This window comes from Pseudomonas sp. CAN1, assembly GCF_030462585.1.
Taxonomy (GTDB): domain Bacteria; phylum Pseudomonadota; class Gammaproteobacteria; order Pseudomonadales; family Pseudomonadaceae; genus Pseudomonas.
In genome coordinates this window covers 1-12,390 of the sequence record NZ_JASMRU010000028.1, presented here as the reverse complement: position 1 = coordinate 12,390, position 12,390 = coordinate 1, and the positions used below count along the sequence as shown (strand labels likewise).

Below are 12,390 nucleotides of genomic sequence, written 5' to 3'. Positions count from 1 at the left end.
TTCTCGACAGCGCTGTGTCTGTCGAGGCGCGCACTTTACTCAAAGGTTGCCGGGTTGGCAAATGTTTTTTGAAAGTTTTTTCCAAGGGATTCATCGGCTTAAGGAGCACCGGATGGATCGCGGGTACACTGGCGGCCTTTGATACAGGCTCTGGTACGTAGGAAAGCACATGGCGAGCTGGGACATCTTCTGCAGCGTGGTCGACAACTATGGCGACATCGGTGTCACCTGGCGCCTGGCTCGCCAGCTGGCAGGGGAGCACGGGCAGCAGGTTCGCCTCTGGGTGGATGATCTGGCGGCCTTCGTGCGGCTTTGTCCCGGCGCCGATGTTGCCGCGAGCTCGCAGTGGCAGGCGGGCGTCGAGGTTCGCCATTGGCCCGCGCCCTGGCAGGACACCCCGGCCGCCGATGTGGTGATCGAAGCCTTCGCCTGCGAAATGCCGCCTGCCTATATAGAAGCCATGGGGCGGCGCCAGACGCCCTCGCTGTGGCTGAACCTGGAATACCTCAGTGCCGAGCCGTGGGTGGAGTCCTGCCACGGCCTGCCGTCGATGCAGGCCGGTGGTCTGCAGAAGTACTTCTATTTCCCCGGTTTCACCGCCGCTGCCGGCGGCTTGTTGCGCGAGGGCGATCTGCTGGCGCGGCGCGATTCGTTCCAGTCCGACCCGGCAGCCAGCCTGCGCTTCCTGAATAGCCTCGGCGTGCACCCGCGTGCTCATGAACGGCGCATTTCCCTGTTCGCTTATGAAAACGCCGCGCTGGCCGGCTGGCTGGACGCCCTGGCCGCAAGTACCCACGCAACCCTGTTGCTGGTTCCCGAGGGCAAGGTGCTTGCCGATGTCGAGCGCTGGGCGGGCAGGACGCTGGCGGCGGGGGAGCAGTACCAGAAGCAATCCCTGCGCGTGCAGGTGCTGCCGTTCGTGCGCCAGGAAGAGTACGACCTGCTGCTGTGGAGCTGCGATCTCAATGCGGTGCGCGGTGAGGATTCCTTCGTCCGTGCGCAGTGGGCGGGGCGGCCGTTCGTCTGGCACATCTACCAGCAGGATGAGGATGTCCACCTGGAGAAGCTGGAGGCTTTTCTGGCGCTGTTCAAGCAGGGAACGGAGGAGGCGCTGCGCGATGAGATCAGGGATTTCTGGCTGGCCTGGAATGGCCAGGGTGACGTCGCCAGTGCCTGGCTGAAGCTGGAAAACCGACTGCCGGCATGGAGCGAGCGGGTTGGCGATTGGCAGCGGCGACTGAGCGAACAAACCGATCTTGCTGCGGGGCTGGTGCGTTTTTATACAAATTGGCTATGATATGGCCCCTGATTTTTGTCTCCAATCCAATCGGATAATCGTATGAAAACCGCACAAGAGTTCCGCGCTGGCCAGGTTGCCAACATCAACGGCACCCCCTGGGTAATCCAGAAAGCCGAGTTCAACAAATCCGGCCGTAACTCTGCGGTCGTCAAGATGAAGCTGAAGAACCTGCTGACCGGCGCCGGCACCGAGACCGTGTTCAAGGCCGACGACAAGCTGGAGCCGATCATCCTCGATCGCAAGGAAGTGACCTACTCCTACTTCGCGGACCCGCTGTATGTCTTCATGGACACCGAGTTCAACCAGTACGAGATCGAGAAGGGCGACCTGGAAGGCGTGCTGACCTTCATCGAAGACGGCATGACCGACGTCTGCGAAGCCGTCTTCTACAACGAGAAAGTCATCTCCGTTGAACTGCCGACCACCATCGTTCGCGAAATCGTCTACACCGAGCCGTCCGTCCGTGGCGACACCTCCGGCAAGGTGATGAAGACCGCTCGCCTGAAGAACGGTGCTGAAGTCCAGGTTTCCGCCTTCTGCGAAATCGGCGACTCGATCGAAATCGATACCCGCACCGGCGAGTACAAGTCCCGCGTCAAGGCCTGAGCCTGATCCGAGACATGAAAAAGCCCGGCTGATGCCGGGCTTTTTCGTTTCTGCCGTTTAATCGGACGATTAAACGCTCACGTTCAGACGCACGTCGATGTTGCCGCGGGTGGCGTTGGAGTAGGGGCAGACCTGGTGGGCCTTGGCGACCAGCTCTTCGGCCTCGGCCTGGTCCAGGCCCGGCAAGTTGATGTTCAGCTCCACTTCCAGACCGAAGCCGCCGGGGATCTGGCCGATGCCGACCTTGCCGGTGATCGAGGCGTCCGCCGGGATCTGCTGCTTGCTCTGACTGGCAACGAACTTGATGGCGCCGATGAAGCAGGCCGAGTAGCCGGCGGCGAACAGCTGTTCCGGGTTGGTCGCTTCGCCGCCCGCACCGCCCAGCTCGCGCGGGGTGCTCAGCTTCACGTCGAGGATGCCGTCGGAGGAGACGGCGCGGCCATCACGGCCTCCGGTGGCGGTAGCGGTGGCGGTGTAGAGGGCTTTGATGGTTTGCATGGTGGGTCTCCGATTCTAGGGTCAATCTGTCTGCGGGAAGTGTCTGGCTGCCTAATATCTTGTGCGCTAAGCAGTTCGTGAGATGAAAGTTAGTTCTAATTAATTTAGTGCGCAAGATAATTATTGGAAGATTTCTGCCTAAGAGACCTGCAGCTTTGGCATAAGCCCCGGATTACGGGGCTTGCAGATGACCGCGCAGGTCCACGAGCTCCTCCTGGAGTCGTTTCAGACTGTCCAACGTTAGACCGCTGCTGGTCAGGATGCAGGCCGGAATACTCTCCGCCTGTCGGCGCAGGTCGCGGCCCTTGTCGGTCAGGCGCAGCTGTACCACGCGTTCGTCCGCCTGGCTGCGGGTGCGGGTGATCAGGCCTTCGGCTTCCAGGCGCTTGAGCAGGGGCGTGAGCGAGCCGGGGTCGGTGAGCATGCGCGAGCTGATTTCGCCCACGGTGATGCCGTCTTCTTCCCACAGCACCAGCATGGCGATGTATTGCGGGTAGGTGAGGCCCAGTTCCTGCAGCAGCGGCTTGTAGACCTTGGTCATCTGCAGGGAGGTGGAGTAGAGGGCGAAGCACAGCTGATTATCCAGCTTGAGGGCTTCGCAGGTCGCGTCTGGCTTGGCCATGGCGTTCTCCGGGAGTGAGAGCAGCGAAGAGGTGATTGCGCCTTAATTTAGCGCGATGGTTAATTCTTGAACAGCGCTTGTTCCAGCGCAGCATCCCAGGGCGGCGGGAAGCCGAAGCGCTGCAGCAGGAAGGCCAGCAGGCGTTCGCTGCGCGGATGCGTGCCGCGCTCCAGACGCAGTGCGTGAATGACGCCGGGCTCAGGCTCCGGCAGGCCGTTCTCGCAGAACAGCGGCAACAGCTGGCCGCTGACCAGGTATTCGCTGCACAGCCAGGTGGGCAGGTGGGCCAGGCCGATACCCTGAAGCGCACCTTCCACCAGGGTTTCGGCATTGTTGGCGGTCATGCGCAGCCGGCGCGGCCTCAGGTGCTGCAGCTTGCCGTCGATCAGAAAGCGCCAGGCCAGCGGCGGCGCCAGGCCCTCCCAGTCGAGGCCGATGTGCTCCGGCAACTCCAGCGGTGAGGCAGGGCGGCCGTGTTGCTGCAGATAGGCACGGCTGGCGCAGACGATCCTCCGCATGGGCGCCAGACGCGTGGCGACCAGACGGCTGTCCGGCAGGGTGCCGATGCGCAGGACCAGGTCGACCTGGCCGAGGTTTTCCCCGCGAGTGTCGGTGAAGCTGTCGATCAGCCGCAGCTGCACGTCGAGGCCGGGGTTGGCGGTGAGGAAGTCGGCCAGCGCCGGGGCCAGGTGACGGCGACCGAAGGGCACCGGCGCGTCGATGCGGATCAGGCCTTCCGGCGCGGTGCTCAGGGATACCGCTTCCGCCCGCGCCTGGCGCAGCTCGCTGACGATCCGCCGCGCCCGCTCGGCGAACGCCAGGCCCGCCGGCGTGGCGCGCACGCTGTGGGTGCTGCGTACCAGCAGGGTCGATCCCAGGCTCTGCTCCAGCGAATCCATGCGCCGGGCTACGGCAGAAGGGGTGAGCTGACGCAGGCGCGCGGCGGCGGAGAAGCTGCCGTTGTCGAGCACGTCGAGGTAGAGGTCGAGCGGGTCTTCGAGGCTGGAAGGATTCATGGTGGTTTATCGCTGTGCGTAGATTGCACAGCCATTGTGCTGTGCTTTGCGTTTCCCATCCAGCCAGGGTTTTCTAGCATGGGCGCATGGTTGTAGCGGTGATTGTTGTGGAGGTGCGTGATGTGGGACCTGGTCCTGGATTTTCTGCTCGGCGTCGTGCTCGGTAGCCTCGGTGGGCTGTTCGGTATCGGCGGCGGGCTGCTGGCGATTCCGGCGCTGGGCGTGCTGTTCGGGCTGGACCAGCAACTGGCGCAGGGCACCGCGCTGGTGATGGTGGTGCCGAACGTGCTGCTGGCCATCTGGCGCTACCACCAGCGCAACCGCATCGACTTCGCCCAGGCTGGCGTGCTGGCGCTGACCGGCCTGGTCTGCGCGTTCTTCGCTTCGAGCATCGCGGTGAACCTGGATGCCCGCAGCATGCGCACGGCCTTCGTGGTGTTCCTCGTGCTGCTGGCGCTGTATCTGTTGATGCGCCTGTTCCAGCGCGTTCCCCAGGGCGGTAGCACGCCGCGCTACGGCCTGCCGTGGATGGGCGTGCTGGGGCTGGGTGCTGGTTCCCTGGGCGGGCTGTTCGGCGTGGGCGGCGGGGTGCTGGCCACGCCGGTACTGACCTCAGTGTTCGGCCTGACCCAGGTGATCGCCCAGGGCCTCGCATTGGCGCTGGCAGCGCCCAGCACGGGCGTGGCGCTGGCGACCTATGCGGTGCACGGCCATGTGGACTGGCGCATGGGCAGCGCGCTGGCGCTGGGCGGGCTGGTGAGCATTTCCTGGGGCGTGCGCCTGGCCCATGCGCTGCCCGAGCGTCAGCTGCGGATGGCCTTCAGCGCCTTCCTGATTGTCTGTGCGGCGCTGCTGGCGGTGCGCTGAGCCGCGTCAGGTGCGGAAGCCTTCGACGATGTATTCGGCGAGCTTGTCGGTCACCGGCGTCATCTTCTGTCCGCGCAGCAGCACGATGCTGGCGTTGGGCAGCACCGGCAGGCCTTCGTCCTCGCCGATGATGCGCAGGTTGCCGGTGAGTAGGCTGCGCAGCTGCGCAGTCACCGCCAGCCCCGCGCTGGCCACGGCGAACAGCGCCGAGAGGCTCGGGCTGCTGTAGGCGATGCGGTAGTCCACTTGCATCGCCTCCAGCGCGTTGCAGGCCCAGGCGCGGCAGAAGCAGGCGGTGTTGAACATCGCCAGCGGCAGCGGGCGCTGGTCCTGCGGGCAGAAGCTCTCGGCGGCCATCCAGACGAAGGATTCCTGGCGCAGCAACTGCCCTATCTCGGTGCCCGGCTCGCGGGTGACGATGGACAGGTCCAGGTCGCTGCGCATCAGCAGCTGCGCGGACGAATCGCAATGCACTTCCACCTGCACCAGCGGATAGGCCTCGGCGAAGCGCGAGAGGATGCTGGGGAGGAAGCGCATCACGTAATCATCCGGCGTGCCGATCTTCACGGAGCCGACCATGTGCGGCTGGCGGAAGGTGTTGAACACCTCGCCCTGCAATCGCAGGATGCGCCGCGCGTAGCCCAGCAAAATCTGCCCCTCCGGCGTCAGCCGCACCTGCCGGCCTTCGCGTTCGAACAGGCTGCGCTCCAGCACGTCTTCTTCCAGGCGTTTCATCTGCATGCTCACCGCCGACTGGGTGCGGTTGACCATCTCGGCCGCGCGGGTGAAGCCGCCGTGATCGGCGATGGCGACGAAGGTGCGCAGCAGTTCGCTGTCGATGCTGGGGAAGCTGCTCATTCATCAATCTCCGAGATGGGTCGCATAAGAATGATTCGTTGGATTGATCTTAGCGCGAGCCTGAAACTGCATCCAACCCCACAGGGAGGAAAGCATGATGAAAGGTCAACTCGGTTTCGTAGCAGCGTCCTACCATGTCCATAAAGTGCCGTCGGCGCCGATCTGGAAGCGCGTCGTGCAACGTGTCCTGCACTGGCACGAACTGGCCCGCCAGCGTCGTGAACTGGCGACCATGAGCGACGAAGCGCTGAAGGATATCGGCCTGAGCCGCGCCGATATCCAGCAGGAAGTCGAGCGCCCGTTCTGGGCGGACTACACCCGCCGTTGAAGCCGCCGGGCGGCACGGACCTTCACCGTGTCGCCCGCTCCTGCAAGCCTGGTTAAACCGCTGACAAGCACGATGACAAGGAAGCCCATGCCCGCCCATTTCCACCTCGCCCAGGTCAATATCGCCAAGGCCCGCGCCCCGCTGGATCACCCGCTGATGCAGGGTTTCGTCGACCAGCTCGACCACATCAACGCCCTCGCCGAGCGCAGCCCCGGTTTCGTCTGGCGCCTGCAGACGGAGGAGGGCGACGCCACTTCCATTCGCGTGTTCGACGACCCACTGATCATCGTCAACCTGTCGCTGTGGGAGTCGGTGGAGGCGCTCAAGGACTACGTCTACGCCGGTGAGCACTTGCAGGTGCTGCGCAGCAAGCGCGACTGGATGGAACGCCTGCCTGCGCCGAGCCTGGCGCTCTGGTGGCTGCCCGCCGGCCAGCTGCCGGATGTGGCCATGGCCCGCGAACGCCTGGAGCGCTTGCGATTGGAAGGCCCGTCGGCGAACGTCTTCACCTTCGCCCGACCCTTCCCGATGCCCGAGCCGCTCGGCGAACCCGCCTGATGCAGCCAGGCGCGGCGATTGGCGTTAGGCTCTAGGGCTCGCCCAGCCCTGGAGGCCACGATGCCGACCGTCGAATCCCTGTCCCTCAAGCAGGCCCGCCGCCTCGCCCTGTCCGCCCAGGGCTTCACCCTGCGCAAGCCCGGTGGCGAGGTGCAGCGCCGGCATGTGCGCAGCCTGCTGGAGCGCCTGGGTGTGCTGCAGATCGACTCGGTGAACGCGCTGGTGCGTTCGCACTACCTGCCGCTGTTCTCGCGGCTGGGCAATTACGCGCCGACCTTGCTGGAAGAAGCCGCCTGGAGCGGCGGGCGGCATCGCCGGCTGTTCGAATACTGGGGCCACGAGGCGTCTCTGCTGCCGCTGGAACTCTACCCGCTGATGCGCTGGCGCATGCGCCGCGCTGCCGAGGGGCGGGGTATCTATCAGCAACTGGCACGCTTCGGCCGCGAGCAGCAGCCGGTGATTCAGCGGGTGCTCGATGCCGTGCGCGAGCAAGGCGCGCTGGGCGCCGGCAGCCTGACCACCCGCGCCGAGCGCGCCGGCCCCTGGTGGGACTGGAGCGACGAGAAGCACGCGCTGGAATGGCTGTTTGCTGCGGGTGAGGTAACGGTCGCCGGGCGGCGCGGCTTCGAGCGTCTGTATGACTTGCCGGAACGAGTCCTGCCGGCCGACCTGTTGCAACAACCCGAACTGGACGAAGCCGAGGCACAGCGCCAGTTGTTGCTGCATTCGGCGCAGGCACTCGGAGTGGCCACCGAGAAGGACCTGCGCGACTACTTCCGCCTCGACCCCGCCGACAGCAAGGCCCGACTGGCCGAGTTGGTTGAGGCGGGCGAGCTGCTGCCGGTGCAGGTCCAGGGCTGGCAGGCGCCGGCCTACTGCCTGGCGGACCCGGTGATTCCGCGTAAGGTGCGCGCCAGCGCCTTGCTCTCACCGTTCGATTCGCTGGTCTGGGAGCGTGCCCGCACCGAGCGCCTGTTCGACTTCCGCTATCGCCTGGAAATCTACACGCCGCAGCACAAGCGTGTTTACGGCTACTACGTGCTGCCGTTCCTGTTCGACGAACACTTGGCGGCGCGGGTCGACCTGCGCTCCGACCGGGCGGCGGGCAAGCTGGTGGTGCACGCGGTGCACGAAGAGGAAAAGGGCCTGAGCGAGGAGGGCCACGCCGAACTGGCCCGGCAGCTGGGCGAGATGGCGAGCTGGCTGGGGTTGGATACGGTCGAGGTGAGTTGCCGTCGGCCCTCCGGCGAGCGGCTGCTGGGCTGGCTGGCGCAGGCCTGAAAGCAAACGGGCCTCCGTGGAGGCCCGTTCGGGATCACTTGCCGCTGGCGATGCGCTGGCGGATGTGGTCCGCGCGCTGCTGCGAGCCGGGGTGCGAGTCGAACATGCTGCTCTCCTTGCCGCCGCTGAGCTTGGCCAGCTTGTCGAAGGCGGTGGCCAGGCCTTCGCGCGGGATACCGCGCTGCTTGAGCAGGTCGAAGGAATAGTCGTCGGCGGCCGATTCCTGCGACTGCGAGAACTGCGCGTTGACCAGTGCTTCGCCGATCTCACCCAGCTGCGATTGCGACAGGGCAGCGACGGCGCTGTTGCCGGCAGCGGAGGCGGCGGTGCGCGCGGCGGCAGTGGCGTAGGCGGTCTGGGTGGCCTTCTTGATATGGCCCAGGGCAACGTGGCCGATCTCGTGGCCGAGCACGCCTTCCACTTCGTTGTCGTTCATCAGGTCCATCAGGCCGGAGTACACGCGCACGCAGCCGTTGGCCATGGCGAAGGCGTTGACGTCGTTGGCGATGTAGACCTTGTAGTTGACCGGGGTGCCGTTGAGCGGGTTGCCCAGGGCGGCGGCAATCTTGTCCAGGCGCTGGGTGTAGGGGCTGGAGGCCGGCGCGATCTGCGCTTCGGCGTCCTGCTTGGCGCAGGCCTCGTCGGCCACCTGCTTGATCTCGGCGTCGCTCAGGGTGGCGGCCTTCATGGCCATCATGCCGGACTGCACGAGGCTGTCGGTGTTCATGTTCTGGCAGCCGGAGAGGGCGGCGCTGGCGCCGATGAGCAGGGCGAGGAGGGTGCGGTGCAGTTGCATCGGGTTCTTCCTTGGTTGACGGGTTTCCATGGCGCGGCGGCTGCCGCGCGGGGGCCACTCTAGGTAGGCACCCCGGCACCGTCAATCAAGGGAAGTGGTTTTAGGATTGGCCTGAGACCCGTGTCGGATTCAGCGCCGTACCTGCTTCAGCGTTTCCGCAATGAGGAACGCCAGCTCCAGCGACTGGTCGGCGTTCAGGCGCGGGTCGCAGTGGGTGTGGTAGCGGTCGCTCAGGCCGTCCTCGGTGATCGGCCGCGAGCCGCCGATGCACTCGGTGACGTTCTGCCCGGTCATCTCGATGTGGATGCCGCCGGCGTAGCTGCCCTCGGCCTGGTGCACCTCGAAGAACTGCCGGACCTCGGCGAGGATGCGCGCGAAGTCGCGGGTCTTGTAGCCGCTGGAGGCCTTGATGGTGTTGCCGTGCATGGGGTCGGAACTCCACAGCACCTGCTTGCCCTCGCGCTGCACGGTCTGGATCAGCCGTGGCAGGCCGTCGCCGACCTTGTCCGCGCCCATGCGCACGATGAGGTTGAGGCGGCCGGGGTCGTTGTCCGGGTTGAGGATGTCGATCAGGCGGATCAGCTCCTCGCTGTCCATGCTCGGGCCGACCTTCACTCCGATGGGATTGCCGACGCCGCGCAGCATTTCCACGTGGGCGCCATCGAGCTGGCGGGTGCGGTCGCCGATCCACAGCATGTGCGCCGAGCAGTCGTACCAGCCGCCGGTGAGGCTGTCGCGGCGGATGAAGGCTTCCTCGTAATTCAGCAGCAGCGCTTCATGGGCGGTGAAGAAGCTGGTTTCGCGCAGCTGCGGCGCCGTGTCCAGGCCGCAGGCGCGCATGAAGGCGAGGGTCTCGTCGATGCGGTCGGCCAGTTGCTGGTAGCGCTCGGACAGCGCCGAGTTGGCGATGAAGTCGAGGTTCCACTGGTGCACCTGGTGCAGGTCGGCGAAGCCGCCGTTGGCGAAGGCGCGCAGCAGGTTCAGCGAGGCGGTGGWCTGATGATAGGCCTGCAGCAGGCGCTCCGGGTCCGGCACACGATTCTTCTCGTCGAAGCCGATGCCGTTGACGATGTCGCCACGGTAGGCCGGTAGGGTCACACCGTTGATGGTTTCATCGCCGGAGGAGCGCGGCTTGGCGAACTGCCCGGCCATGCGCCCGACTTTCACCACCGGACAGCCGGCGGCGAAGGTCATCACCACGGCCATCTGCAGCAGCACCTTGAAGGTGTCGCGGATCTTCGCCGCGGAGAACTCGGCGAAGCTCTCGGCGCAGTCGCCGCCCTGCAGCAGGAAGGCGCGGCCGGCGGTTACCTCGGCAAACTGCCGGCGCAGCTCGCGGGCCTCGCCGGCGAACACCAGCGGCGGGAAGCTGGCCAGGGTGCGCTCGACTTCGCTCACGCGGTTGGCATCGGGGTAGGCGGGCTGTTGCTGGATCGGCTTGCTTCTCCAGCTGTCGGGGCTCCAGGGCAGGCTCATCGGCGATTCTTCACGGCTGTGGACGGTAATCGGCCCATGGTATCAGCTCGGCTTTTGCCCCGCGCGGCGCTGGAGTAGGTGGGGAAGGGGCGGACATCCTTGTCCAAGGGGAACGCTGGAAGACGATCAGCCGCCTGCGCAGCACGCGCGCGAGTACTGATGGCGTAATTGCCCTGGGGCAGGGTGTCGTGGGACTGAATCGCGAAGGGTGTTGCGCTGGTGCATGCTCGTTTGTGCCTCTTGGGCTGTTATTCTTGCGGTTTTGCCGACCTAGCGGTCGTGGCTGGCCGTCTTGATTCGAAGGATTATTGCGTGCGCGAGCCCCTGTATTTCAATGGCAATCCGTGCCGTTCGCCGCTCCCGGCGGATCGCATGGTCACGGTCGCTTCCGCCCGGAGCCGGTCATGAGCGAGGAACTGCTGGACGAACAGCCGCTCAACGAAGAGCTGCTGATCGTCGAGGAGCGCGATGATTTCGGGGTGATCCGCGTGGTGGAGAGCGGCGCCTATCGCTACCTGGAGTTCGGCGATGAGGTCGAGCAGAGCTGCGTGCTGATGGACGATCCGAGCTGGCTGGAGTACGACTATTCCCGCGCCATGCTGGTGGGCGCGCTGTGTCACTCGCGTCCGCGCCGGGCGCTGTTCCTCGGCTTCGGCGCCGGCAGCCTGACCCAGGCCTGCCTGAAGTACCTGCCGCTGGAGGAGGTGGAAGCCATCGAGCTGCGCCCGTCGATTCCCAAGCTGGCCCGCGAGCACCTTGGCCTGGTGGAGGATGAGCGCCTCAACCTGCGCATCGGCGATGCCGTGCGGGAACTGGCCGAGTGCGAGCCGGCGGATCTGATCTTCCTCGACCTCTACACCGATACCGGGCCGGCGCCGGCGCACATCGCCTGGGATTTCCTCGGTACCTGCCGCGAGCGCCTGCGCCCCGGCGGCTGGCTGGTGATCAACCAGTGGAGCACCGACGATGGCCGGCCGCTGGGTGCGGCGCTGCTGCGTGGGCGCTTCCACCGGCACTACTGGGAATGCCCGGTGCCGGAGGGCAACGTGATCGTCTTCGTGCCCGCCGACCTGGACCAGGAGCTGAACCTGCGCGGCTTGAAGAAACGCGTCGGTGCACTGGAGCCGAAGCTGGGCTACTCGCTGAAGACCTACATCGAGTCGCTGCGCCCGGCTCAGTGACTGCCTTCAAGGGAACTGGTAGCTGAAGGCGAAGTTCAGCCGCGCGCTGCGGTCGTTATTGTCCAGCGCGCGGTCGCCGAAGGGCTTGGCGACTTCCGCCGACACCAGGTAGTGCTTGCGGTCGGAGAAGCGGACGCCCAGCGCCGCCGAGCCCATCTTCGCTTCCGTCAGGCCGTTCTGGTTGTAGTGGGTGCGCGCCGTGTCTGCGACCACATAGGGCTGGATCTGGCTGAGCAGCGTGCTCTGCCGCAGGAACGAATAGTTCACCTCATATGACGCGCCCCAGCCCTTGTCGCCGGTGGCCTGGTCATCGGGGTAGCCGCGGCCGAAGTTGGCGCCGCCGTAGGTCACCTGTTCGGAGTCCGGCAGCACGTCATCGCTCCATTGGAAGGCAGCGGTTACCACTCCCTGCCAGTTCGAACCGAACTGATCCTGCTGCGCGCCGTAGCCGAGCAGGCGGGTGAAGTCCTTCTTCACCGGTTCCGGAGTTTCCGCGCCCATGCCGTTGAGGCCCTGGTAGACCGCCAGGCTGCCGGCGCGCACGCGCTTCTCGGCGAACTGCTGGACCACCGTCTCGACGCCGACCACCCGCAGTTTGCTCTTCTGCTCGATGCGGAAGGGGATGTCCGGGTAGACCAGGTCGTAGCGGCTCGCGTCGTTGACCGTGTAGCCGCGCAGGGTGACGTCCCAGGTCAGGTCGCGGCGCAGCATCAGCGGCAGGCCGAGGCCAGCGCTGACCCGCTCGTTCTGCCGGTGCCGTTCGAACTCCAGGCCGTTGGCCAGATACAGGTTGTCGCCGGGACGCGAGTTGTACTTGGAGTAGCCGGCCTGCAGCTGCACGCCGTCGTCGCCCAGCAACTGGCTGTAGTTCCAGGCGCGGTAGTACTCGTGGTCGTCGCCCGGCGGGTAGAGGTAGCTGTACTGCAGTTGCTCGCCCCAGCCGAGCAGCGACATCGCTGCGGCATTGAAGATGCCGCGCTGCTGGTTGCGTCGCGAATCCAGG

At 65.7% G+C, this 12,390-nt stretch carries 14 protein-coding genes; 7 read left to right on the top strand and 7 right to left on the bottom strand.

Translation table 11 applies throughout. From position 1 onward, the window contains the following. Nucleotides 1-169: 169 nt before the first annotated feature. A complete protein-coding gene (gene earP, locus QO207_RS25360) occupies nt 170-1,297 on the top strand; it encodes an elongation factor P maturation arginine rhamnosyltransferase EarP (protein ID WP_301535026.1) in 1,128 nt (375 codons plus the stop codon). Between the two features lie 42 nt (nt 1,298-1,339). After that, nucleotides 1,340-1,906, top strand: a complete 567-nt coding sequence (efp, locus tag QO207_RS25355; RefSeq protein ID WP_138521874.1) for an elongation factor P — start codon at nt 1,340-1,342, stop codon at nt 1,904-1,906. A 69-nt stretch (nt 1,907-1,975) separates the two neighbouring features. Here the strand turns inward: efp and QO207_RS25350 are convergent, their stop codons facing one another. The 3 genes from QO207_RS25350 to QO207_RS25340 form a co-directional block, all read right to left on the bottom strand. Then, nucleotides 1,976-2,404 carry an organic hydroperoxide resistance protein gene (locus QO207_RS25350; RefSeq protein WP_301535025.1) on the bottom strand — a complete coding sequence of 143 codons (429 nt, stop codon included), beginning with the start codon at nt 2,402-2,404 and terminating at the stop codon, nt 1,976-1,978. Nucleotides 2,405-2,576: 172 nt separating this feature from the next. After that, entirely contained in the window at nt 2,577-3,026 is a 450-nt protein-coding gene (locus tag QO207_RS25345; RefSeq protein WP_301535024.1) for a MarR family winged helix-turn-helix transcriptional regulator, read from the bottom strand. 59 nt (nt 3,027-3,085) lie between these two features. Then, entirely contained in the window at nt 3,086-4,042 is a 957-nt protein-coding gene (locus QO207_RS25340) for a LysR family transcriptional regulator (protein ID WP_301535023.1), read from the bottom strand. A 120-nt stretch (nt 4,043-4,162) separates the two neighbouring features. On the opposite strand from QO207_RS25340, the gene QO207_RS25335 reads away from it, so the two are divergent. Then, nucleotides 4,163-4,909: a sulfite exporter TauE/SafE family protein gene (locus QO207_RS25335; protein ID WP_301535022.1), complete on the top strand. Its 747-nt coding sequence runs from the start codon at nt 4,163-4,165 to the stop codon at nt 4,907-4,909. Nucleotides 4,910-4,915: 6 nt separating this feature from the next. On the opposite strand, the gene QO207_RS25330 is transcribed toward QO207_RS25335, so the two are convergent. Next, the gene (locus QO207_RS25330; protein ID WP_301535021.1) at nt 4,916-5,767 is read right to left on the bottom strand and encodes a LysR family transcriptional regulator; all 852 of its coding nucleotides are present in this window, start codon (nt 5,765-5,767) and stop codon (nt 4,916-4,918) included. 97 nt (nt 5,768-5,864) lie between these two features. On the opposite strand from QO207_RS25330, the gene QO207_RS25325 reads away from it, so the two are divergent. The 3 genes from QO207_RS25325 (at nt 5,865) to QO207_RS25315 (ending at nt 7,934) form a co-directional block, all read left to right on the top strand. Next, nucleotides 5,865-6,095: a DUF1127 domain-containing protein gene (locus QO207_RS25325; RefSeq protein WP_301535071.1), complete on the top strand. Its 231-nt coding sequence runs from the start codon at nt 5,865-5,867 to the stop codon at nt 6,093-6,095. 87 nt (nt 6,096-6,182) lie between these two features. Beyond that, on the top strand, nt 6,183-6,653 hold the full coding sequence (locus tag QO207_RS25320; RefSeq protein ID WP_301535020.1) for a DUF3291 domain-containing protein: 471 nt from the start codon (nt 6,183-6,185) through the stop codon (nt 6,651-6,653). Between the two features lie 60 nt (nt 6,654-6,713). Beyond that, on the top strand, nt 6,714-7,934 hold the full coding sequence (locus QO207_RS25315; protein WP_301535019.1) for a winged helix-turn-helix domain-containing protein: 1,221 nt from the start codon (nt 6,714-6,716) through the stop codon (nt 7,932-7,934). 34 nt (nt 7,935-7,968) lie between these two features. Here QO207_RS25315 and QO207_RS25310 read toward each other — a convergent pair whose 3' ends face one another. Together QO207_RS25310 and QO207_RS25305 are read right to left on the bottom strand one after the other, a co-directional pair. Continuing rightward, nucleotides 7,969-8,730: a M48 family metalloprotease gene (locus QO207_RS25310; RefSeq protein ID WP_301535018.1), complete on the bottom strand. Its 762-nt coding sequence runs from the start codon at nt 8,728-8,730 to the stop codon at nt 7,969-7,971. Between the two features lie 129 nt (nt 8,731-8,859). Then, the gene (locus tag QO207_RS25305; protein WP_301535017.1) at nt 8,860-10,206 is read right to left on the bottom strand and encodes a class II 3-deoxy-7-phosphoheptulonate synthase; all 1,347 of its coding nucleotides are present in this window, start codon (nt 10,204-10,206) and stop codon (nt 8,860-8,862) included. A 404-nt stretch (nt 10,207-10,610) separates the two neighbouring features. Between QO207_RS25305 and QO207_RS25300 the strand changes: the two genes are divergently transcribed. Further along, nucleotides 10,611-11,387, top strand: coding sequence for a spermidine synthase (locus QO207_RS25300; RefSeq protein ID WP_301535016.1), 777 nt, complete (start codon nt 10,611-10,613; stop codon nt 11,385-11,387). Nucleotides 11,388-11,393: 6 nt separating this feature from the next. Here the strand turns inward: QO207_RS25300 and QO207_RS25295 are convergent. After that, on the bottom strand, nt 11,394-12,390 hold a 997-nt coding region (locus QO207_RS25295), incomplete at its 5' end, for a ShlB/FhaC/HecB family hemolysin secretion/activation protein (protein ID WP_301535015.1).

What these genes read in the sequence shown, in the direction of transcription:
- earP (WP_301535026.1), top strand. Translation starts at nt 170, where the DNA reads ATGGCGAGCTGGGACATCTTCTGCAGCGTGGTCGACAACTATGGCGAC.
- efp (WP_138521874.1), top strand. Translation starts at nt 1,340, where the DNA reads ATGAAAACCGCACAAGAGTTCCGCGCTGGCCAGGTTGCCAACATCAAC.
- QO207_RS25350 (WP_301535025.1), bottom strand. Translation starts at nt 2,404, where the DNA reads ATGCAAACCATCAAAGCCCTCTACACCGCCACCGCTACCGCCACCGGA.
- QO207_RS25345 (WP_301535024.1), bottom strand. Translation starts at nt 3,026, where the DNA reads ATGGCCAAGCCAGACGCGACCTGCGAAGCCCTCAAGCTGGATAATCAG.
- QO207_RS25340 (WP_301535023.1), bottom strand. Translation starts at nt 4,042, where the DNA reads ATGAATCCTTCCAGCCTCGAAGACCCGCTCGACCTCTACCTCGACGTG.
- QO207_RS25335 (WP_301535022.1), top strand. Translation starts at nt 4,163, where the DNA reads ATGTGGGACCTGGTCCTGGATTTTCTGCTCGGCGTCGTGCTCGGTAGC.
- QO207_RS25330 (WP_301535021.1), bottom strand. Translation starts at nt 5,767, where the DNA reads ATGAGCAGCTTCCCCAGCATCGACAGCGAACTGCTGCGCACCTTCGTC.
- QO207_RS25325 (WP_301535071.1), top strand. Translation starts at nt 5,865, where the DNA reads ATGAAAGGTCAACTCGGTTTCGTAGCAGCGTCCTACCATGTCCATAAA.
- QO207_RS25320 (WP_301535020.1), top strand. Translation starts at nt 6,183, where the DNA reads ATGCCCGCCCATTTCCACCTCGCCCAGGTCAATATCGCCAAGGCCCGC.
- QO207_RS25315 (WP_301535019.1), top strand. Translation starts at nt 6,714, where the DNA reads ATGCCGACCGTCGAATCCCTGTCCCTCAAGCAGGCCCGCCGCCTCGCC.
- QO207_RS25310 (WP_301535018.1), bottom strand. Translation starts at nt 8,730, where the DNA reads ATGCAACTGCACCGCACCCTCCTCGCCCTGCTCATCGGCGCCAGCGCC.
- QO207_RS25300 (WP_301535016.1), top strand. Translation starts at nt 10,611, where the DNA reads ATGAGCGAGGAACTGCTGGACGAACAGCCGCTCAACGAAGAGCTGCTG.